The organism is Photobacterium sp. SP02, from assembly GCF_038519165.1.
Classification (GTDB): domain Bacteria; phylum Pseudomonadota; class Gammaproteobacteria; order Enterobacterales; family Vibrionaceae; genus Photobacterium; species Photobacterium halotolerans.
Genome location: NZ_JASJOJ010000026.1, coordinates 22,626 through 44,580 on the forward strand (window position 1 = coordinate 22,626; position 21,955 = coordinate 44,580).

A 21,955-nucleotide genomic window follows, 5' to 3' on the forward strand; every position below is an offset into this window, starting at 1 on the left:
ATCGGCAGTGGCAGGATTTTCAGTCACTGGCCATGTTGAGCTCTTTGAGTTTGCGGGTCAGGGTGTTGCGTCCCCAGCCGAGCAGCTTGGCGGCTTCCTGCTTGTGGCCGTGGGTAAATTCCAGGGCGGTATCGAGCAGAATGCGTTCAAATTCCGGCATGGCTTCGCCCAGCAGATTCTGGTTGCCCTGCTGCAATGCCTGGCGGGCCCAGTGCTGCAGCGATTGTTGCCAGTGCGGTTCGCTGCCGTCGCCTTTCGGCTGGCTGTCGACCGCGGTCAGTTCGGGCGGCAGATCCGACGGCAGGATTTCGTTGCCGCTGGCCATCACGGTCAGCCAGCGACAGGTATTTTCCAGCTGGCGAACATTACCCGGCCAGCTCAGGCTGGTGAGCAGGGTTTCTGTGTCCGGGTGCAGGGATTTGATTTCCACCCCCAACTCATCGGAGGCCCGCTTTAAGAAATGGCGGGTCAGCTGGGGGATATCCTGGCGGCGGTCTTTCAGAGCGGGCAGATGCACCCGGATGACATTCAGGCGGTGGAACAGGTCTTCCCGGAAATCCCCTTTGGCCACCAGCCGTTCCAGATTCTGGTGGGTGGCGGCTATGATGCGGACATCGACATTGATGGGAGAATGCCCGCCAACGCGATAGAACTGACCGTCAGCCAGTACCCGCAGCAGCCGGGTCTGGATATCCAGTGGCATATCGCCGATTTCATCCAGAAACAGGGTGCCGCCATTAGCCTGCTCAAAACGGCCCTGACGGATGTTGTTGGCGCCGGTAAACGCGCCTTTTTCATGGCCAAACAGCTCAGATTCAATCAGGTCTTTGGGAATGGCTGCCATGTTGAGGGCGATAAATTCGCTCTCCCGTCTCGGGCTGTGGCGGTGCAGCGCCTGGGCCACCAGCTCTTTACCTGTGCCGGATTCGCCATTGATCAGCACGGAAATCGAGGAACGGGACAGGCGGCCGATGGCACGAAACACTTCCTGCATTGCCGGTGCTTCGCCGATGATCTCCGGGGCCTGCTTGGTGATTTCCTCCGGCTGCTGCTGGCGCTTTTGCTCCTGGCTGTGGGTGACCGCCCGCTCCACCAGGCTCACGGCTTCGTCGATATCAAACGGTTTGGGCAGGTATTCAAATGCCCCTTCCTGATAGGCGTTAACGGCCGCATCCAGATCCGAGTGCGCCGTCATGATAATCACCGGCAGGGTGGGGTAATCATGATGCAGGTTGCGCAGCAGTGTCAGGCCATCCGTACCCGGCATCCGGATATCAGATACCAGGACATCCGGCACGCTGCGCTCAAGTGCTTCTACGACGCTGTCGGCATCGGCGAAGGTTTCGCAGCGCAGTCCGGCTGCATTCAGGGTGCGCTCCAGTACCCAGCGTATGGAGCTGTCATCGTCGACAACCCAGATTAGTCCTTTGCTCATCGCATGCCCTCCGTTGTGTCCTTTGTGTGCATGCCGGGCGTGATGGCGGAAACACGAACAGGCCCGGCTGCTTTGTTATTCTGTTGATTGAATCGGTAGATAAATGGAAAACTTTGTTTGTCCAGGCCAGCTCGACACTTCAATTTTGCCGTGGTGCTGATCAATTAAATTCTGGGCGATAGACAGGCCGAGTCCGTTACCGCCTTCACGGCCCGTGACCATGGGATAAAACAGGGTGTCCTGTATGTCGGCCGGAATGCCGGGCCCGTTGTCTATGATGTCGATTTTGGCCGCAATCCTGTGCCGCTGACCGTGAATCAGTGCCTGATGTGCGGTGCGTGTCTGCAGGGTGATTAATCCTTCACCCGGCTGCTGGCTCAGCGCCAGTGCGGCATTACTGACGATATTGAGGATGGCCTGTTCCAGCTGCTCCGGATCCATGCTGAAATCGGGCAGGCTGGGGTCATAATCGCGCTGGATGCGCAGCTGTTGCTCTCTGTGATCCAGCGACACCAGCTGGCGCACTTTCTCCAGCACTACATGGATATTGCCTACCGTTCTGATACCGGGTTTTTGTGGCCCTAACAGGCGGTCGACCAGATTTCGCAGCCGGTCGGCCTGTTCAATGATCATCTGGGTGTACTCGGTATAGCTGGGATCCGGCAGGGCTTTTTCCAGCAATTGCGCGGCCCCGCGCAATCCCCCCAGCGGGTTTTTGATCTCATGGGCCAGCCCGCGGACCAGCTCTTTGGCGGCTTGCTGCTGCGCGTGCTGGCTGATTTCCTGGCTGATACGGCGCTGCTGGTCGATGGGTTTGAGCTCCAGCAGGATCAGCACATCTTTCTGCCAGCTGACCGGGCTGGCATTGATTTCCAGGGTATGGTGGCGGCCATCAATCACCAGGGTCACTTCGCCGTCGGTCAGGCCCTGTCCGCTTTGTACGGTCGACTGAATCAGGCCCAGATCGAGCGAGCTGTGCTGGAGCAGATCCGGAAAGCGACAGCCCAGCAATCGCCGCTGGCTGCAGGACATCAATTGCTCTGCGGCCGGATTGACGTAGCGAATTTTCAGCAGCTCATCAAGCAGTATCACCGCAGTGACCAGGTTGTTCAGGATCAATGGCGTAAAAGCGGCAGTCACAGTCTCATCCTTGTGGTTATGGCCAGTGTGCCCGCTGGCGGAGCAAACACCTCTGGTGCATTGCACTGTTTTGGTGCATTACAGTGTAGCCCGTCTTTTATTACTTGTGCAGCACTAAGTGAGTGAGTCCAGCCTTTTTAGGCTATTGGTGACAGCAACCGCTTTGAGACTGACTCCTGGCAACGCATAAAGACGGTGAACGCTGAAGAACAATGCAATAATCTTGCCGTCTTTTCTGGCCCCACAAACCTCAGTGCGCCTGCAAGGAGTGCCGGCAGCGGGAAACGGGATGACTCGTTTTGGTGAAAGGGGTTGCGCCAGCCTGGGGCTGTCAGCAGGGGGCTGGGAATGGTTGCCCTGCCTTGGTGAGCCCGATAAAGAAAAGGCCTGCATGTGCAGGCCTTGAAAGTGAATCGCTGTGTTCCGACTTATACCGAGTAGTACAGGTCGAATTCCAGTGGGTGAGTCGCCATGTTGATGCGCTCAACATCTTTTGATTTCAGGGCGATGTAAGAATCGATGAAATCGTCAGAGAATACGCCGCCAGCGGTTAAGAACTCACGGTCTTCATCCAGCGCTTTCAGTGCGATTTCCAGTGACTCTGCCACTTTTGGAATCTCTGCCGCTTCTTCTGCTGGCAGATCGTACAGGTCTTTGTCCATCGCTTCGCCTGGGTGGATCTTGTTCTTGATACCGTCAAGACCAGCCATCAGCAGACAGGCAAATGCCAGGTACGGGTTAGCCGCTGGATCCGGGAAGCGAGCTTCAATACGGCGCGCTTTCGGGCTTGGTACCACTGGGATACGGATAGACGCAGAGCGGTTACGCGCTGAGTACGCCAGCATCACAGGGGCTTCGAAACCAGGAACCAGACGCTTGTACGAGTTGGTTGACGGGTTAGCGAACGCATTGATGGCGCGAGCGTGCTTGATGATACCGCCGATGTAGTACAGTGCCATTTCAGACAGACCGCCGTACTTGTCGCCCGCAAACAGGTTCTGACCGTCTTTGGCCAGAGACTGGTGCACGTGCATACCGCTGCCGTTGTCGCCAACCAGTGGCTTAGGCATGAAAGTGGCTGTTTTGCCAAAAGCATGGGCAACGTTATGAACGACATACTTGTAGATCTGGATTTCATCCGCTTTAGAGGTCAGGGTGTTGAAACGGGTCGCGATTTCGTTCTGACCTGCAGTCGCCACTTCGTGGTGGTGCGCTTCAACAACCAGACCCATTTCTTCCATGATCAGACACATGGCAGAACGGATATCTTGTGATGAGTCAACCGGTGCAACCGGGAAGTAACCGCCTTTGACGCCAGGACGGTGACCTTTGTTACCGCCTTCTACGGTAGAACCTGTGTTCCAGGCCGCTTCGATGTCGTCAATCTTGAAGAAAGAACCTGACATATCGGTGGCGAACTTCACGTCGTCGAACAGGAAGAACTCAGGCTCAGGACCTACCAGCACTGTGTCGGCGATGCCGGTGCTGCGCATGTACTCTTCAGCGCGTTTCGCGATAGAGCGCGGGTCGCGGTCATAGCCTTGCATGGTGGCAGGCTCAAGGATGTCACAGCGAATGTTCAGCGTGGCATCTTCGGTAAATGGGTCCAGCACAGCGGTAGATGCATCTGGCATCATCACCATGTCTGATTCGTTGATTCCTTTCCAGCCAGCGACCGAAGAACCATCAAACATCTTACCGTCTTCGAAGAAGTCTGCGTCAATCTGGTGAGCGGGGATAGAGATGTGTTGCTCTTTACCTTTGGTATCGGTAAAGCGTAGGTCAACAAATTTAACTTCGTTTTCCTGGATCAACGCGAGTACGTTTTCTACTGACATCTTAAGTAACCTCCGGTGTTAGATTTGGGCAACTGGCCGCAAAAAATTTTGGAAAGGAACAAGCATGTGCTCCGATACAGTAAACCTTGCGAAATCCATGCCAACTTTTTAAATCCCCAAAATTGCCATATTTACGCCCTGTTATGGCGCTCAGTGCAAATAATCATGGGCTCCATTGCACTGATATGGTGATTTTGCGCACCACAATGGTGCAAATGGGGATTATCTCCCTCTTTGTCACTCCGTTTCACCCGAATGCAAAGACATCGGCTATATTTAGCCCACGCTGATCAATTGTCAATCGTCTGCGCGGCGGATTGCATTCACTTTATTGCACCAAAAAAAGCCCGTTGCGCAATCTTGTTTTTAATTGACTGTTTTTATTGATTTTTTACGCTTTATTCTTGCTGTTGCTGTTAGTTTCGTCCCGACGTGATGATATAAATCACATATTTGCTGGGTTTTGACGTAAAATCTGGTAGATTATGAGCCGTTTTTTTAATCAGTGACTGCCTGTTTTTCAGGGGGTCGCAACATCTGAGTGAATGCCAAATCCATGTCTAATCCACAGATCGATAAATTACGTAATATCGCAATCATTGCGCACGTAGACCACGGTAAAACCACCCTGGTTGATAAACTGCTGCAGCAATCAGGTACCTTGGACTCCCGTGGCGGCGTTGAAGAACGCGTGATGGACTCCAACGATATCGAGAAAGAGCGTGGCATTACCATCCTGGCGAAAAACACCGCCATCAACTGGAATGATTACCGCATCAATATCGTGGACACCCCAGGGCACGCCGACTTCGGTGGTGAAGTAGAGCGTATTATGTCGATGGTGGATTCTGTTCTGCTGATCGTTGACGCAGTTGACGGCCCGATGCCGCAAACTCGCTTCGTGACCCAGAAAGCGTTCGCTCACGGTTTGAAGCCAATTGTGGTTATCAACAAAATCGACCGTCCGGGCGCGCGTCCTGACTGGGTGATGGATCAGGTATTCGATCTGTTTGACAATCTGGGTGCGTCCGACGAACAGCTGGACTTCCAGGTGGTTTACGCCTCAGCACTGAATGGCTGGGCGACGCGCGAAGAAGGCGTGACAGGCGAAGACATGGAACCGCTGTTCCAGGCCATTGTTGATAACGTAGCGCCACCAGCGGTTGACGTTGACGGCCCGCTGCAGATGCAAATCTCTCAGCTGGACTACAGCTCATACGTCGGTGTTATCGGTGTTGCCCGTGTGACCCGTGGTTCGGTGAAACCGAACCAGCAAGTGACCATTATTGGTGCAGACGGCAAAACCCGTAACGGTAAAGTCGGTACTGTCATGGGCTACCTGGGTCTGGAGCGTCACGACATTGAGCGTGCCACTGCCGGCGACATCATCGCGATCACAGGTCTGGGTGAGCTGAAAATCTCTGACACCATTTGTGACCAGAACGCGGTTGAAGCACTGCCTGCGCTGAGCGTGGATGAGCCGACTGTGACTATGACCTTCCAGGTGAACACCTCTCCGTTTGCCGGTAAAGAAGGTAAGTTCGTGACCTCGCGTAACATTCTGGAGCGTCTGCAGAAAGAGCTGGTGCATAACGTTGCGCTGCGCGTTGAAGAAACGGAAGACCCGGACAAATTCCGCGTGTCAGGCCGTGGTGAGCTGCACCTGTCGATTCTGATCGAAAACATGCGCCGTGAAGGTTTCGAGCTGGCGGTATCGCGTCCTGAAGTTATCGTCAAAGAAGAAAACGGCCAGCTGATGGAACCGTTTGAAACTGTGACCATTGACGTGATGGAAGAGCACCAGGGCGGCATCATGGAGAAAATCGGCCTGCGTAAAGGCGAGCTGAAAGACATGGCGCCGGATGGTAAAGGCCGTGTGCGTATGGACTTCGTCATGCCTTCTCGTGGTCTGATCGGTTTCCAGACGGAGTTCATGACCCTGACCTCTGGTTCTGGCCTGATTTACCACACGTTCGATCATTACGGCCCGCACAAAGGCGGCGAGATTGGTCAGCGTAACAACGGTGTGCTGATTGCAAACGCCGCGGGTAAAGCGCTGACCAATGCCCTGTTCAACCTGCAGGAGCGTGGTCGTCTGTTTATCGGCCACGGTGTCGAAGTGTACGAAGGCATGGTGATCGGTATTCACAGCCGTGACAATGACCTGACGGTCAACGCCCTGAAAGGCAAGCAACTGACCAACGTCCGTGCATCAGGCACCGATGATGCGCAGGTGCTGACTACGCCAATCAAGTACACCCTGGAGCAGGCGCTGGAATTCATCGATGACGATGAGCTGGTGGAAGTGACGCCGGAAAGCATCCGTATCCGTAAGAAACTGCTGACCGAAACGGATCGTAAGCGTGCGAGCCGTGGCGCGAAGTAACAACTGAACCTGTGCACTCTTTGGGTGCACAGTAAAAAATCCCCCGTTCCGGTTCAGCCGGCGGGGGATTTTTTTATTCAGGCCGACACCAGATTAACTGCGGTTCAGCTGGGCGACAAAGCGCTCAGACTCACTGATAGCGGCGCGCATATCGCTGATCGCCCGCTGGATATCGCGTTCAAGCGAGCGGAACTCACCTTGCAGCGAGCCGATGGCCGCAGCATTGAGGTTGTGCTTCAGGTACAGGCTGTTATCCCGCAACGTATCCAGCACAGGTGCCATTTTGCCTTCCGCCCTGTGCATGGCGGCAATCATCTTGCCGTAAGAGGCGCGGGTGGCTTTGAGTTTGGCTTCGCTGTCGCGGCGCAGCGCAGCACTGGAATACAGGCTCAGCTCCTCTTGCCATTCCTCGAACAAGGCTTGTGAGACATTTTCAATCGCCGCGATGCGGTCGCTGACCTTCTCGGCGGCATCGGCACTGGCTTCATACTGCGCATTCACCCGGTTATAGGTTTCTTCCAGCGTACCGCCTTCAAAGCGGGTCAGTGACTGTAAAGCGGCCAGCGCTGAGGTAAACTGTGCCTGGGCGTCTTTCTGCGCCTCAGTGGCGTCTTCAACACGGTCGACCATGATATCGCGTTTATGAACACCAACTGATTCCATGGCAGAATAGTAGGCGCTCTGGCAACCCGACAGCAGTGTCAGGCTCAGTATCAGGGCAAAAGCATATGGCATAAAAGCTCCTGGCTGGCGACCGGGCTGGTTGTTATTCCCATCCGGACGCACTATGTTGTTGATATACCCCAATATCCATGACACGGCTGTTCAGAACCAGAATGCGGCATATTTGAAAGGGCTGAGGTTAACTCTGTCGCGAGTAGGGTCGTTTCATCGTTAAACGGTAAACAACAAAGATTAATTCAATATGGCTGATATGAAAATAACGTCCAGGCCGGGTTTGCGCCAGGCGGTCACAGAACTTTGGCAATTTGTGCAGTATTTGTACCGCCGCATCGGTCATGATCGCCTGACGGTCACGGCCGGCTCCATGGCCTATGTGACGCTGCTGTCGCTGGTGCCCATGATCACTGTGGTGCTGTCGGCACTGTCGAGCTTTCCCGTGTTTGCCTCGCTGGGCGATCAGCTGCAGGCCTTTGTGTTTGAGAATTTTGTGCCAACCGCCGGGGACGTGGTGCAAAACTACCTCAATCAGTTTGTCGCTAACGCTGGCAAAATGACGGCCGTGGGGATCGGGGCCTTGTTTGTGGTCGCCATTTTGCTGATATCCGCCATTGATAAGTCATTGAACTATATTTTCCGGGTTCGCCAGCATCGCCGTGTGGTGATCTCCTTTTCGATTTACTGGATGGTGCTGACCTTAGGTCCGATACTGGTCGGCTCCAGCCTGGCGATCAGCTCCTATCTGGCTTCGCTGAATATCTTGGGCAGCGAAACCGTGAACGGTTTTGTACAGCAGCTGTTGCGCGGCCTGCCTGTTCTGATGTCGACCCTGGCCTTTCTGGGCCTGTATATGCTGGTGCCTAACACCAAAGTCCGGTTGCGTAATGCACTGATAGGTGCTCTGATTGCCAGTGCCCTGTTTGAGCTGAGCAAGAAAGCTTTTGCGCTTTACATCACCAATTTCCCGTCTTACCAGCTGATATACGGCGCACTGGCTGTGGTACCGATTTTGTTTGTGTGGGTGTACCTGTGCTGGTGTATTGTATTGCTGGGCGCCGAAATCACCGCCAGCTTGTGTGAAGAGCAGCATTGGCGTGTGCGTGCAAAAACACCGCACGGCTCAGGTCAGGGTGGCAAACAGCCTCTGGCCTCAGTGGACGCTGAGCTTCAAAAGGCGCAGGCATCCGGGGCTGAGCAAACGGCAGAACAACAGCAAACTGTAAAGACGTACAAGGATACAAAATGATTGCGCTGATACAACGAGTGAGTGAAGCCAGTGTCACCGTCGATGGCAAAGTGACCGGCGCCATTGGCAAGGGGTTACTGGTTTTACTCGGGGTCGAAAAAGGTGACGATGAAGCGAAAGCCCGCCGGCTGCGCGATAAAGTGCTGGGCTACCGGGTGTTTGAAGATGATGCCGGCAAAATGAATCTCAATGTACAGCAGGCGGGGGGCAGTGTGCTGGTGGTTTCGCAGTTCACGCTGGCCGCCGATACCAACAGCGGTATGCGTCCGAGCTTTTCGACCGGGGCACACCCGGCGGACGCCGAGCGCTTGTACGACTATTTTGTGGCGGCCTGCCAGGAAAGCGCGGTCCGTACCGAAACGGGTATCTTTGCCGCCGATATGAAAGTGGCGCTTCTTAATGATGGTCCTGTCACTTTCTGGCTGCAGTGCTAGCCTTGATGCTATAGCGTGAACAAGATGGTTACCTGAATAACCGCGGCCGTTTGCGCAGGAAAGCAGACCAGCAGGCGGAGCGTACGAGCGCCCAAATGGAATTGAATGACTGGAGAAGGACGCGATGTTTCGATTGATCACCCCGCAAACTGAGGCGGAACTGGCCCGCTATTTTGACTTTCGCTGGCGGATGCTGCGCCAGCCCTGGCATATGCCGGCGGGATCAGAGCGCGATGCCTATGACGCCCTGAGCTGCCATCGGATGATAGTCGATGATGACGGTCAGCCAGTGGCGATTGGCCGGCTGTATATGACGCCGGAAAATGACGGTCAGATCCGCTATATGGCGGTCGATCCCAATTACCGCAATAAAGGCATGGGCGGCTTGCTGCTGATGGCACTGGAATCGCTGGCCCGGCAGGAAGGTGCCAAGCGGCTGGTCTGTAATGCCCGCGAAGAAGCCATCCGCTTTTATCAGATCAACGGTTTTGCCAATCAGGGGGAATTGAGTGAGGAACGCGGCCCGGTTCGTCATCAGCAGATGCTGAAATACCTGGATCCGTTAACCGAAGTGGTACGCCATCCGGACTGGTGCCAGGAACTGCAGGATGTCTGGCAGTCTCATATTCCGATCAGTGAAAAAATGGGCGTCAAAATCAGCCAGTACACAGGTTACCGGTTTGAAGTCAGTGCGGTACTGAACGCCAACCTCAACCCGAGGGCGACCATGTTTGCCGGCAGTATTTTTACCATGGCAACGCTGGCCGGCTGGGGATTTCTCTGGATGTTGCTGAAAGAGCGCCAGCTAGAGGCCGATATCATGCTGGTTGACAGTCACATTCGTTATTCTGCGCCGGTCAAATCGCGCCCTCGCGCCGTCGCGGGCGTGGAAACCCTCACCGGCGATCTGGACCGGATCGCCAATGGCCGTAAAGGGCGCATGGTGGTGGAAGTGCAGGTGTTCAGCGATGAATCCCATGCTGCGACCTTCACCGGAACCTATATGCTGTTTCGCTCGCAAGACAAGACTGACATGTCCTGCTGATGGTTGTGCCAGCGTTTGCTGAGCTGCTGGCAGCCATCGCTGGCGTTGAGCCGGAGGTCACGTTCGGACGGGGTCGCCAGATCCCATTCTCCCTGTAACTCTGCTGTGAGCTGCTGGCCCTGCAGGGTCAGCGGCTGCATGGTAATGCGTCCCCGATCCGCCTGCAGCTTTAGCGGGCTCAGCGTGACCGGCAACTTGGCGGGGGGCTTACCGCTACTGAGTGGAGTCACCGCCAGTGTTGTACTATTCTGCCAGCTCTGCAGCAGCGAGGCTTCGCTTTGGGTCAGAGACTGCTGGCGGAAGGCCGCATTGAGGTGGCCGTCCAAACTGTAAGCCAGCCCGCGGTGAAACTGGCCCAGGCCACTTGCCTGGGCGCTGATATCCATCTTTCCCTGCAGCGGGAGCGGCAGTCCTAACCAGTGACTCAGCATCTGCGACGGCAGGCTGTCGCCGGTCAGAGACAGTGTCCAGGGCCAGCCCGCTTCGCTGAGCCGGATGTCGGCGCTGCCTTCTAACAGACCCTCTTCAATCGGCAGGTTTAACCGCGTAATTTGCCAGTGTCCGGCCTGGCTGCTCATGGTCAGCAGCGGATCGTGGATGGTGATTTGGCGGATATGGGTGAAACCGGCGCCGGCATTGAGTTCACCCTGCCACAGTCCGGGTTGTCCCTGACGCAACAACACCAGTCCGGTGCCGTCCAGATTGATATCGCTGATCTGAAAAGGCAGCGGCGCATAGGTGCCGGTCAGCTGACTGTAGCCGACAGAGAGCTGATCCACGGTCAGCGAGTCCAGCTGGCGCCACCACTGATCGACTTGCGCCTGCAAAGGCGTCTGCGGGGCGCTGTCGTGCATCAACCAGGCCTGGATCGCTTCGGGCAGTACCCAGCGAATACCCTTGAGCTCCAGCTGATGCAGCAACATGGCTTCGGGCGTCAGGGTGGCCTCAGCGCGCAGGTAGCCTTCAAGCATACGGGCCGAAAAGCCGTTCAGACTGATCTGCTCCGGGGTGAAGTGCAGCTCAGTCAGGGGGGAATCCAGCAGCAGGTCATGCCAGCGCAGCGTATCGGCTCCCAGCGACAGACGGGCATCCTGCTGCTGCCACAGCGTGCCGGGCCAGCGCCAGTTTTCAAGCGCCAGATTCGCATGGTTGGCGCTGTATTTTTCGTGCTCCAGGCTGCTGTCGAGGATATCCAGACGGCGTAAATCTACGCTCAGCCCGGACTCGTTCGCCTGTGCGCTCAGATCCAATAAGGTTTGGATCGGGAAATCTTGGTCTATCTTCAGGCCATTGGCAGTGAGCTGGTGGATGATCAGCTTATGCTCGTCGGTCTGATATTCGGCCTGGCCGTGGAAGCGGGCACCTTGCCAGTTCAACGACACACCGTACACAGTCCAGGTTCGGGCATCGCGCTCCCCGTCAATAAGTACCTGCTGCAGTGACTGATCGTGCCAGCTGGCCTGCTCGGCCGACAGGCGGAAGTCCCCGTTGAAGTTTCCCCAGCCTTGCGCGCTGTTTTGCCAGTTGTCGAGTTCGAGGCGGGCGTTGTCCAGCTGCAGTCCGGGCACCGACAGTGTCAGTTTGGTCACAGCCAGACGGCGGGCCTTGAGCCGCCCGCTTTCCAGCCCGATGGCCGGTAGCCGGTCGAGATCAACGCCTTGGATCAACAGGCTGTCAAAATGCCAGCCCCGCTGATAGAAAGAGGCAGGTGACAGCCAGAGATCAAGCTGCTCAGCGGCTAGGGCGGGCGCATTGTGTTGCTGCCAGCGGGGCTGGAGCAGACGAACATGAAGCGGGTCGCTGTGCAGTGAATATTGCACACCGGCCACCTGGGCCCCTTCATAGCCGGCTCCCTTTAAAAAGGTGTTCACCAGGGCGGCGCTGTGGCGGGTATGCAGCAGGATGACAATAATGGTGGCTGCCATCAGCAGCAGAATCATCAGGGTAGTCAGTAGTTTTGCCAAGAAACGCATGCCGAACTCCATATCAGCCGCCAAACCATGTTTAGGCCGCTGCCGGGCAATCGGGCGGTGATGAAAATCTTGGGAAAAAGGCATGGTCAGGTCGGTGTAAAAAGAGTGAAGGAAATGCGGCTACTTGGCAAGGAATGCGGCTGATTTTTGTTGGCTATTTAGCGTTTAGCCAAGCTTGTTGCACGAGTGTGCGATTGGTTCAGAGACAAGCAAGCCCTGCGGGGCAGGGCTTGCTTGGGTTTGACGGCGAACTTTAGTCCAGCTGAGGACCTGCGGCCACCAGCGCGGCACCTTGTGCGTTATCTGTGTATTTCTCGAAGTTGTTAATGAAGAGTTTGGCCAGATCCTTGGCTTTGGCTTGCCATTCCGCTTCGCTGGTATAGGTATCGCGCGGATCGAGAATCTCAGGATTCACGCCCGGCAAGGCCGTCGGCACGGTCAGGTTGAAAATAGGCACTTGCTTGGTTTCAGCGTTTTCAATCGAACCGTCGAGAATAGCATCAATAATGGCGCGGGTATCTTTGATAGAGATACGCTTGCCTGTGCCGTTCCAGCCAGTATTCACCAGATAGGCTTCAGCGCCTGCCGCTTCCATGCGTTTGACCAGCACTTCCGCATACTTAGTCGGGTGCAGACTCAGGAAGGCATTACCGAAACAGGCCGAGAAGGTTGGTGTCGGCTCTGTGATGCCACGCTCGGTGCCTGCCAGTTTCGCGGTAAAGCCAGACAAAAAGTGGTACTTGGTCTGCTCAGGCGTCAGCTTGGAGACAGGAGGCAGTACACCGAAGGCATCGGCCGAGAGGAAAATCACCTTGTTGGCATGGCCACCGCGCGATACAGGTTTTACTATGTTATCAATGTGGTACAGCGGGTAGGACACACGGGTGTTTTCGGTTTTGGACCCGTCGTCAAAATCTATGGTGCCGTCATCGCGAACGGTCACGTTTTCCAGCAGGGCGTCACGACGGATCGCCTGATAGATGTCCGGTTCGGCTTCTTTCGACAGTTTAATGGTTTTGGCGTAGCAGCCCCCTTCGAAGTTGAAGACCCCGTTGTCATCCCAGCCATGCTCGTCATCGCCAATCAGTTTGCGCTTAGGATCGGTCGACAGCGTGGTTTTACCTGTGCCGGACAGGCCAAAGAACACGGCAACATCGCCATTTTCGCCCTGATTCGCCGAGCAGTGCATGGAGGCAATGTCCTGCAGCGGCAGGAAGTAGTTCATCATAGAGAACATGCCCTTCTTCATTTCGCCGCCGTACCAGGTACCACCGATCAGCTGCATGCGCTCTGTCAGGTTGAACACGGTGAAGTTTTCCGAGTGCATGCCGTGCTGCTGCCACTGGTCATTGGTGCATTTGGCACCGTTCATCACCACAAAGTCGGGTTTGAAAGTGGCCAGCTCTTGGTCACTCGGGCGGATGAACATGTTCTTCACAAAGTGTGCCTGCCAGGCCACTTCAGTGATCACCCGAATACATAAGCGGGTGTCCGGGTTGGCGCCACAGTAACCGTCGACCACGAACAGCCGTTTGCCGGAGAGCTGATTGGCGACCAGGGCTTTCAGATCGCTCCAGACTTCTGCACTGAGCGGCTTGTTGTCATTGCTGCCTTGATCAGACCACCACAGGGTATCGCGGGTGGTGTCGTCTTTGACTATGTACTTATCTTTGGGAGAACGACCGGTAAAGATGCCTGTGTCCACAGAGACAGCGCCCAGCTCCGTCACTACGCCTTTTTCATAACCTTCCAGACCGGGTCTGGTTTCTTCCTCAAAAAGCACTTCGTAGGAAGGATTACGAAGGACTTCTTTTACGTTATGGATACCGTACTGAGACAAATCCAGCTGTTGGTTGACCTTTTCATCTTCGGCGTGCATGACTGTCATTAGCGACTCCTTGGGGGGTAAGAGGTAGTTAGGCTGTCTTTTTTTACCCTGCGTACAGGGAGGTAACTTTTATAGTAACCACTTACAAAATAAGGTTACTTACTAGTGTTTTTATCTGTACCTAGCCTAATTTTACCCTGTCTGGAAAGGTTTGTGCCAGTGTAAGTGATTAATATTCCTTGCCAATTAAGCATGAATAAGCTGTGCTTGCATTTCAGAATGCAGCATAAAAGTGTGGGGGAGTTAAAAAAAAAGCCAGCATGTAGCTGGCTTATGTAATTTACTTTCAGTCTTAATAATGGCCGAAAATTAATGAAGCTGCGAATCGTCTGCTTCTGAGCCGGTTTCGAACAGGCTGGTAATATCAAAACTGTCGAAATCGTAGCTGGTACCACAGTAGTCACAATGCAGCGAAACTTTGCCTTCTTCATGCAAAATACGTTCTACTTCATGACGATCCAGCAGTTTAATGGCACCGGCGCTGCGCTCGCGGGAGCAGCCGCAGTGGAAAATCACCGGCTGTGGATCGAAGAGTTTCACTTTCTCCTGGTGGTACAGGCGGTATAATACGTCCTGAGCAGGCAGACCGAACAGCTCTTCATTCTTCACTGTCTCTGTTAACTGTTCCAGGTGCTCAAAGTCGCTGGCATCGCCTTTGCCATCAGGCAGGATCTGCAGCAGCATACCCGCTGCTTTGGCCTGGCCGCCGGCCTCACCGGTGCGCAGCCAGATTCGGGTCGCTAATTGCTCTGAGTTGGCAAAGTAGCTTTCCAGACACGCAGCAAGCGTGTCGCCTTCCAGCCCGACCACGCCCTGGTAGCGTTCACCCTGATTCGGCGTAATGGTAATGATCATATGGCCTTTGCCCATCAGATCGTGGATGTTGCCGTCCGCAGCCAGTTCGCCGTCCCAACGTGCGACACCGCGCATCTGCTGGTTGTGATCGCCATTAATCACAGCCAGTTTCACAGGACCGTCACCTTGCAGTTGTACCGTGATGGAGCCCTCGAATTTCAGAGTGGCAGTCAGCAGGCTGGTGGCCACCAGCAATTCGCCCAGCAGTGTCTGCAAAGGTGCAGGGTAGTCCTTGCTGGCAATAATGTGCTGATAGGTATCGGTGAGCTGTACGAGTTCACCGCGAACAGACACATCGTCAAACAGGTAACGGTAAAGATTATCGCTGGTCATGATTTGGTTTTCTCCGGCACTCGCTGTCAGTGAGTGCTTTTAAACTTAAGTATATCGCGTCGCTGCTTTTTATCCGGGCGCTTGTCCGGGTGCGGATTGTGCGAATTGAGCTTGCGCATCTGTGCCTGTTGCTCGCGCTGAGTCAGGCTGGCTGCCGTTTCCTGATAAAGGGTTTGGGCCTCCGGGGCGCCACGGCGCGTACCGGACACTTTGAGGACAGTGACTGTTCTTTCCTCATTACCCTCCCGAAGTTTGATTTCGGCCCCCAGCTCGACAAGTTTGCTGGGTTTGGACCGCTGGCCGTTGTAGTGCACTTTTCCGCCGTCGATCATGTTTCGCGCAATCGAGCGGGTTTTGTAGAAGCGGGCAGCCCACAGCCATTTGTCCAAACGCACTTCTGTTGTATCGGATTCGGAGGATTGCCGACTCATAAAACAGGCTCCTTACCCAAATGGGCGCTAAAAATATCACAATGGAAATGCCGCGTCAGCTGCATAGGCTGTTTCCCTGCCGGATTGTCTCTGAACCAAGTTGATGGTCACTCGGCTAAGCCACAGTTCACCGGTGTCACATTCTGGCTAACGACCCGAAAAGCCAGGGAAAAATACCGTACGTTTTGGCTTGATCTGACACCCAGCATGCACAGCGTTGGGTTTTGCCGTCATGCGAAGATAGCCTTAGATCTTGTTTCGTTGCACAAAAAGTCAGCGCTACAGGTACACAGTAGTTATTAAATGGTGATGCCGGATCGCAAATTCAACAATGAATGGGAATTTCCTCACACGAAATAACACACTGCTAAATGAGTAGTATTTTTTCAGTGAGTGGGTTTGCTATATTAACCTGTCATGCAACAAGATGAGCGTCGGGATTGCGGCAAGCAAAAATCCGCTTGAAATAACGGGAACTCAATCCGGGCTTTTCTTGTCATATTATTGATTACAAAGAGTCATGAGGCAGAAAACAGCAAATGGATGTAGCTAGGGTAACAATGCACTGGCGTCAGGCAGTGACGGCAAAACGTATGCCCTCAATGCAGTCTCTGACCCGAATCGTGACCTGGTGTCTGGTGGTTGTTCTGGCCTGGATGCTGGGGCGTCTTGTGTGGTCGGCATTGCAGCCAGTGGAAGCGCCACCGGCCTGGCAGGCACCCAGCATCAAGTCTGGCGGGGCTAATCAGCAGGGGCTGCAAGTCTCTGAATTGCTGACGCTGGAGCTGTTCGGCCGCTATCGGGCGGATGCCCCTAAAGCGATTCCTCAGCAACCGGTCAAACAGGATGCGCCAGAGACTAAACTTAACCTGACACTGGTTGGGGTGGTGGCGAGTAACAACCCGCAAACCACTCTGGCGGTGATCACCAATCGGGGTAAGCAGAATACCTATGGTTTGAATGAAGCCATTGACGGCACGCGCGCGACCTTGCAGGCGGTATTTGTGGATCGGGTTATTATCCGTAACAACGGGCGCGATGAGACCCTGATGCTGGACGGACAAAAGTTTGGCCAGAATGGCTCTCAGGTGTCCGCCCCTTCTACTGCACCGGCTGCACGGCAGGCACCCGAGCCGACAGTGCAGCCCGATGCTGCCGAGTCCGAGGGCGCCGGTGACGATCTGGCGCAGATCAAACAAGAGATCATGGAGAAGCCGCAAAACCTCTTCTCATACATTCGTTTATCTCAGGTAAAGCAGGATGATGAGCTGATAGGTTATCGGGTTAATCCAGGGAAAAACCGTGTGCTTTTTGATGCCGTTGGGCTGCAGCCGGAAGATCTGGCAGTGAGTCTTAACGGCAATGATTTGAAGGACCCGACCGTGATGGCACGGTTGTGGACTGAGCTGTCCTCTGCCACTGAGCTGACATTAACAGTAGAGCGTGACGGGCAGTTACATGACATATTGATAGAGCTGCAATAGCGGCACGAATACATTGCGTACATACGCAGGAGTTTTTTGTGAAAAAATGGATGGGTAAGGGCACCCTGTGGCTGGCGGCCAGCTTGCTGTCGACTCCCCTGATGGCAAGTGAATTCAGCGCCAGTTTCAAAGGAACTGATATTCAAGAGTTTATCAACATTGTTGGACGTAATCTGCAGAAAACTATCATTGTAGATCCCTCTGTCAGAGGGCAGGTGAATGTCCGCAGCTACGATCTGCTGAACGACGAACAGTATTACCAGTTTTTCCTCAACGTACTGGAAGTGTATGGGTTTGCCGTCGTCGAAATGGAAAACGGCATACTGAAAGTTATCCGTGACAAAGACGCGAAAATTTCCTCTATTCCTGTGGTTGACAGCAAAACCCAGGCGCAGGGTGACGAAGTGGTGACTCGGGTGGTGGCGGTACGCAATGTCTCCGTCAGGGAGCTGTCTCCTCTGTTGCGTCAGCTCAACGATAACGCAGGTGCGGGTAACGTGGTGCACTACGATCCGGCGAACATCATAATGATCACCGGCCGTGCGGCCGTCGTCAATCGCCTGGCGGATATCATTGAGCGGGTTGACCGTGCCGGTGATAAAGAAATTGACGTGGTTGAGCTCAATAATGCCTCTGCCGCAGAGATGGTGCGCATTGTCGATGCCCTGAACAAGTCGGCCGATGCCAAGTCGACGCCTGAGTTCCTGCAGCCTAAATTAGTCGCGGATGAGCGCACCAACTCTGTGCTGCTGTCCGGCGATCCTAAAGTGCGTGAGCGCCTGAAGCGCCTGATACGCCAGTTAGATAAAGAAATGGCGAGCTCAGGCAATAACCGTGTCGTTTACCTCAAATACGCCAATGCCGAAGAGCTGGTCGATGTGCTCAAAGGGGTATCCGATAACCTGCAGGCTGAAAAGCAGGGTAATGGTCAGGCCGCTGCTGCCGCTAAGAAAAATGATGTGATGATAGCCGCGCACGCCGACACCAATGCCCTGATCCTGACGGCACCGCCGGATATCATGCGCGCACTGGAAAACATCATTGCCCAGCTCGACATCCGCCGTGCCCAGGTGCTGATTGAGGCGATGATTGTTGAATTGTCTGAAGGGGCCGGTATCAACTTCGGTATTCAGTACGGCTCGAAAGAAAACGGGATCGTGCAGTTTAACAACTCGAATGTGCCTGTCGGCCAGTATCTGATTGGTCTGGAAGAGGCGAAGGATACCACCCGGACCGAGCAGCGCTTTGACAACAATAACAACCTGGTTGACGTGGAAGTCACCGAAAGCGGCGATTTTTCGACACTGGGTCAGGTGCTGTCCGGTGCCAATGGTGCGGTGCTGGGCCTGATCATGGGTGACTGGACCATGCTGGTCAATGCGGTGGCCACAGACCGTGAATCTAACATCCTGTCTTCGCCCAGTATTACCGTGATGGACAACGGCGAAGCTTCGTTTATTGTCGGTGAGGAAGTACCTGTGGTGACCGGCTCAACGGCCAGCTCCAATAATGACAACCCTTTCCAGACCGTCGAACGTAAAGAAGTGGGTATCAAGCTCAAAGTAACGCCGCAAATTAACGAAGGCGATTCTGTGCAGCTTAAGATTGAGCAGGAAGTCTCTAACGTACTGGGCGCCAACGGCGCGGTTGACGTGCGTTTCTCCAAGCGACAACTTACCACCTCTGTGCTGATTCAGGACGGACAGATGATTGCCCTGGGCGGCCTGATCCAGGACGAGACCAACGAAAACGAATCCAAGATCCCGATTCTTGGCGATATTCCTATCCTGGGCCACCTGTTTAAATCCAACAATACCAGCAAGGGCAGAACCAACCTGATGGTATTTATCAAGCCGACCATTATCCGGGATGGCGTCACGGCCGACGGGATTACCCAGCGTAAGTACAACTATATCCGGGCAGAGCAGCTGTATAAGGCCGATGAAGGCCTGCGTCTGATGCCGGAAACCAGAACCCCGGTCTTGCCGAGATATGGCGAAGACATTTCTCTGCCCCCTGAAGTACGGGCATTTGTCTCCCGTCTGGAGGAGAAGTGATGGACACGCTGCGCCCGGCCGATCTGGTGCAGTTCCGTTTGCCGTTTTCTTTCGCCAAGCGTCATAAAGTGGTGCTTGAAACGGGTGAACACGGTAGGGTGCTGTATCATGACGGCCCGCTAAAAGCCGTGGTGCTGGCGGAAGTGCGCCGGGTGTCTGGCCGCAGTTTTCGCGTTGAAGCGCTGGAACCGCATGCTTTTGAACAACGCCTCACCGATGCCTATCAGCGTGATTCGTCGGAAGCGCGTCAGTTGATGGAAGATCTGGGCTCTGACAGCGATGACTTTTTCTCGCTGGCTGAAGAGTTGCCGCAAACCGAAGATCTGCTGGAATCGGAAGATGACGCGCCAATCATCAAGCTGATCAATGCCATGCTGGCCGAAGCTATCAAGGAAGGGGCCTCGGATATCCATATCGAGACCTTTGAGAAAACCTTGTCGATTCGTTTTCGCGTCGATGGCGTGCTGCGCGAGGTGCTGACCCCGAGCCGCAAGCTGGCGCCGCTGCTGGTCTCCCGGATCAAAGTCATGGCCCGGCTGGACATCGCCGAGAAGCGCGTGCCTCAGGATGGCCGGATCTCTTTGCGCATCGGCGGCCGGGCGGTAGACGTGCGGGTGTCAACCATGCCGTCCTCGCACGGCGAGCGTGTCGTATTGCGTTTGCTGGATAAAAATGCGACCCGGCTGGATTTACACAGCCTGGGCATGACGCCCCGTATCCATAAAAGCTTCCAGTACCTGATTGCCCGTCCGCACGGCATCATACTGGTGACAGGCCCGACCGGTTCGGGTAAATCGACCACTTTATATGCCGGCCTGCAGGAGCTGAACAGCCATGAGCGCAATATCCTGACGGTCGAAGATCCGATTGAATTTGATATCGATGGCATAGGTCAGACGCAGGTGAATACCAAAGTGGACATGACCTTTGCCCGTGGGCTGCGGGCGATTCTGCGTCAGGACCCGGATGTGGTGATGGTCGGTGAGATCCGTGACCTGGAAACCGCCTCCATTGCGGTGCAGGCCTCCCTGACCGGTCACATGGTGATGTCGACTCTGCATACCAACACCGCGATTGGTGCGGTGACCCGTTTGCGCGATATGGGTATTGAGCCTTTCCTGGTCTCTTCCTCTTTACTGGGGGTACTGGCGCAACGTCTGGTACGGACGCTGTGTCCCCATTGCCGCGATCCCTATCAGGCTGACAGTGAACAGAAAAAGCTGTTCGATGTGCCGGAATATGAGTCATTGACCCTCTACCATGCCGTCGGCTGTGAGCATTGTAATAACAAAGGCTATCGTGGCCGGACCGGGATTCACGAACTGCTGCTGGTGGACGAACAGGTACAGGAGCTGATCCATGCCGATGCCGGCGAGCAGGCGATAGAGAGAGTGATCCGCCAGCACACCCCGAGTATCCGCGATGATGGTCTGGCCAAAGTCCGCCAGGGTATCACTACGCTTGAAGAAGTGATGCGAGTGACCAGGGAGGGCTGATGGCAGCATTTGAATATAAGGCCCTGGATACCAAAGGACGCCAGAAAAAAGGCGTCATGGAAGCCGACACGGCCCGCCAGCTTCGCCAGCAATTGCGCGAGCAGGGATTGATCCCGGTTGAAGTCAGTCAGAGTCATGAGCGTGAAAAGCGCAAGGCCGGCGGGCGGATTGCGTTTCGCCGCGGGATCAGCACCAATGAGCTGTCCCTGCTGACCCGCCAGCTGGCGACCTTGGTGCAGGCGGGGATGCCGTTAGAAGAGTGTTTGCGCGCGGTGGCTGAGCAGAGCGAAAAAGTCCGCCTGAAAAATATGATGCTGGCGGTGCGCTCAAGAGTGGTCGAAGGCTACACCCTGGCAGACAGCATGGCAGAATTCCCTCATATCTTTGATCAGCTGTTTCGGGCCATGGTCTCGGCAGGGGAAAAATCCGGCCATCTCGATACCGTGCTCAACCGTCTGGCCGATTACACGGAAAATCGGCAGAAAATGCGCAGTAAGCTGCAGCAAGCGCTGATTTACCCGACCATGCTGACCCTGGTCGCTGTGTCTGTGGTGGCTTTTTTGCTGGCCACTGTGGTGCCGAAAATTGTGGATCAGTTTGTCCACATGGGGCAGGAATTGCCGCAGATCACTCAGGTGTTGCTGGCCGCCAGTAATTTTGTTCAGCACTGGGGACTGGCCGTCGTACTGGTCATCATACTGCTGATTGCGGGTATCCGGATGGCGTTGCGTCGTCCGGATCTGCGGCTGCGCTGGGACAGGCGAATGATGGGTGTTCCTGTTATCGGTAAAGTGGCGCGTGGCCTGAACACATCCCGTTTCGCCCGCACGCTGTCGATTTGTACCTCCAGTGCCATCCCTTTGCTTGATGGAATGAAGGTGGCCTCTCAGGTCATGACCAATACCTGGGTGAATCAGGAAATCCTTGAGGCGGCCGATAAGGTCAGGGAAGGCGCCAGTCTTCGCGTCTCACTGGAACAAACTAAGCTGTTTCCGCCCATGATGCTTCACATGATAGCCAGTGGTGAGCGCAGTGGCGAGCTGGAGCAGATGCTGACCCGGGCGGCCGATAATCAGGACAGAGATTTTGAATCTTTGGTCAACATGGCACTGGGGGTGTTTGAACCCCTTTTGATTGTAGTAATGGCTGGGGTGGTGATGTTTATCGTCATCGCGACTCTGATGCCAATCATTGCCCTGAATAACATGGTGGGCATGTAGTTTTCCCTTTTGG

Annotated in this window: 16 protein-coding genes; 8 read left to right on the forward strand and 8 right to left on the reverse strand. The window is 54.9% G+C overall.

The window, feature by feature from the left end:
• Positions 1–19: 19 nt before the first annotated feature.
• The 3 genes from glnG to glnA form a co-directional block, all read right to left on the reverse strand.
• On the reverse strand, positions 20–1,435 hold the full coding sequence (gene glnG / locus P0Y67_RS12695; protein ID WP_027251512.1) for a nitrogen regulation protein NR(I): 1,416 nt from the start codon (positions 1,433–1,435) through the stop codon (positions 20–22).
• 75 nt (positions 1,436–1,510) lie between these two features.
• A complete protein-coding gene (gene glnL / locus P0Y67_RS12700; protein ID WP_342392155.1) occupies positions 1,511–2,575 on the reverse strand; it encodes a nitrogen regulation protein NR(II) in 1,065 nt (354 codons plus the stop codon).
• A 428-nt stretch (positions 2,576–3,003) separates the two neighbouring features.
• Positions 3,004–4,413 (reverse strand): glutamate--ammonia ligase, encoded by a 1,410-nt coding sequence (gene glnA / locus P0Y67_RS12705; RefSeq protein WP_027251514.1) that lies wholly within the window; start codon positions 4,411–4,413, stop codon positions 3,004–3,006.
• 556 nt (positions 4,414–4,969) lie between these two features.
• Here glnA and typA point away from each other — a divergent pair.
• The gene (typA, locus tag P0Y67_RS12710) at positions 4,970–6,799 is read left to right on the forward strand and encodes a translational GTPase TypA (protein ID WP_161446828.1); all 1,830 of its coding nucleotides are present in this window, start codon (positions 4,970–4,972) and stop codon (positions 6,797–6,799) included.
• Between the two features lie 93 nt (positions 6,800–6,892).
• Here typA and P0Y67_RS12715 read toward each other — a convergent pair whose 3' ends face one another.
• The gene (locus P0Y67_RS12715) at positions 6,893–7,534 is read right to left on the reverse strand and encodes a DUF2959 domain-containing protein (protein WP_342392156.1); all 642 of its coding nucleotides are present in this window, start codon (positions 7,532–7,534) and stop codon (positions 6,893–6,895) included.
• 190 nt (positions 7,535–7,724) lie between these two features.
• Here P0Y67_RS12715 and P0Y67_RS12720 point away from each other — a divergent pair, with 190 nt between their 5' ends.
• The 3 genes from P0Y67_RS12720 to P0Y67_RS12730 all read left to right on the forward strand — a co-directional run bounded on the left by P0Y67_RS12720 (position 7,725) and on the right by P0Y67_RS12730 (position 10,205).
• On the forward strand, positions 7,725–8,726 hold the full coding sequence (locus tag P0Y67_RS12720; RefSeq protein WP_342392157.1) for a virulence factor BrkB family protein: 1,002 nt from the start codon (positions 7,725–7,727) through the stop codon (positions 8,724–8,726).
• Complete coding sequence (dtd, locus tag P0Y67_RS12725) at positions 8,723–9,160, forward strand: D-aminoacyl-tRNA deacylase (protein WP_342392158.1); 438 nt, start codon at positions 8,723–8,725, stop codon at positions 9,158–9,160. The genes P0Y67_RS12720 and dtd overlap by 4 nt, the downstream gene beginning before the upstream one ends.
• A 124-nt stretch (positions 9,161–9,284) precedes the next feature.
• Positions 9,285–10,205 (forward strand): bifunctional GNAT family N-acetyltransferase/hotdog fold thioesterase, encoded by a 921-nt coding sequence (locus P0Y67_RS12730; protein WP_120510060.1) that lies wholly within the window; start codon positions 9,285–9,287, stop codon positions 10,203–10,205.
• Here the strand turns inward: P0Y67_RS12730 and P0Y67_RS12735 are convergent.
• From P0Y67_RS12735 to hslR, 4 genes are all read right to left on the reverse strand, one after another.
• Positions 10,160–12,178 (reverse strand): AsmA family protein, encoded by a 2,019-nt coding sequence (locus P0Y67_RS12735; RefSeq protein ID WP_342392159.1) that lies wholly within the window; start codon positions 12,176–12,178, stop codon positions 10,160–10,162. The genes P0Y67_RS12730 and P0Y67_RS12735 overlap by 46 nt on opposite strands.
• Before the next feature lie 253 nt (positions 12,179–12,431).
• Positions 12,432–14,066: a phosphoenolpyruvate carboxykinase (ATP) gene (pckA, locus tag P0Y67_RS12740; RefSeq protein WP_342392160.1), complete on the reverse strand. Its 1,635-nt coding sequence runs from the start codon at positions 14,064–14,066 to the stop codon at positions 12,432–12,434.
• Between the two features lie 309 nt (positions 14,067–14,375).
• A complete protein-coding gene (hslO, locus tag P0Y67_RS12745) occupies positions 14,376–15,254 on the reverse strand; it encodes an Hsp33 family molecular chaperone HslO (protein ID WP_342392161.1) in 879 nt (292 codons plus the stop codon).
• Between the two features lie 26 nt (positions 15,255–15,280).
• Positions 15,281–15,685 (reverse strand): ribosome-associated heat shock protein Hsp15, encoded by a 405-nt coding sequence (gene hslR / locus P0Y67_RS12750; protein WP_342392162.1) that lies wholly within the window; start codon positions 15,683–15,685, stop codon positions 15,281–15,283.
• Positions 15,686–16,224: 539 nt separating this feature from the next.
• On the opposite strand from hslR, the gene gspC reads away from it, so the two are divergent.
• From gspC to gspF, 4 genes are read left to right on the forward strand one after another with little or no spacing between them, the layout of a single operon-like run.
• Complete coding sequence (gene gspC, locus P0Y67_RS12755; protein WP_342392163.1) at positions 16,225–17,169, forward strand: type II secretion system protein GspC; 945 nt, start codon at positions 16,225–16,227, stop codon at positions 17,167–17,169.
• Positions 17,170–17,207: 38 nt separating this feature from the next.
• Positions 17,208–19,226 (forward strand): type II secretion system secretin GspD, encoded by a 2,019-nt coding sequence (gspD, locus tag P0Y67_RS12760; RefSeq protein ID WP_337112099.1) that lies wholly within the window; start codon positions 17,208–17,210, stop codon positions 19,224–19,226.
• The gene (gene gspE, locus P0Y67_RS12765) at positions 19,226–20,722 is read left to right on the forward strand and encodes a type II secretion system ATPase GspE (RefSeq protein ID WP_192017440.1); all 1,497 of its coding nucleotides are present in this window, start codon (positions 19,226–19,228) and stop codon (positions 20,720–20,722) included. Before gspD ends, gspE begins: the two co-directional genes overlap by 1 nt.
• Entirely contained in the window at positions 20,722–21,942 is a 1,221-nt protein-coding gene (gene gspF / locus P0Y67_RS12770) for a type II secretion system inner membrane protein GspF (RefSeq protein ID WP_192017441.1), read from the forward strand. The genes gspE and gspF overlap by 1 nt, the downstream gene beginning before the upstream one ends.
• Positions 21,943–21,955: the final 13 nt, after the last annotated feature.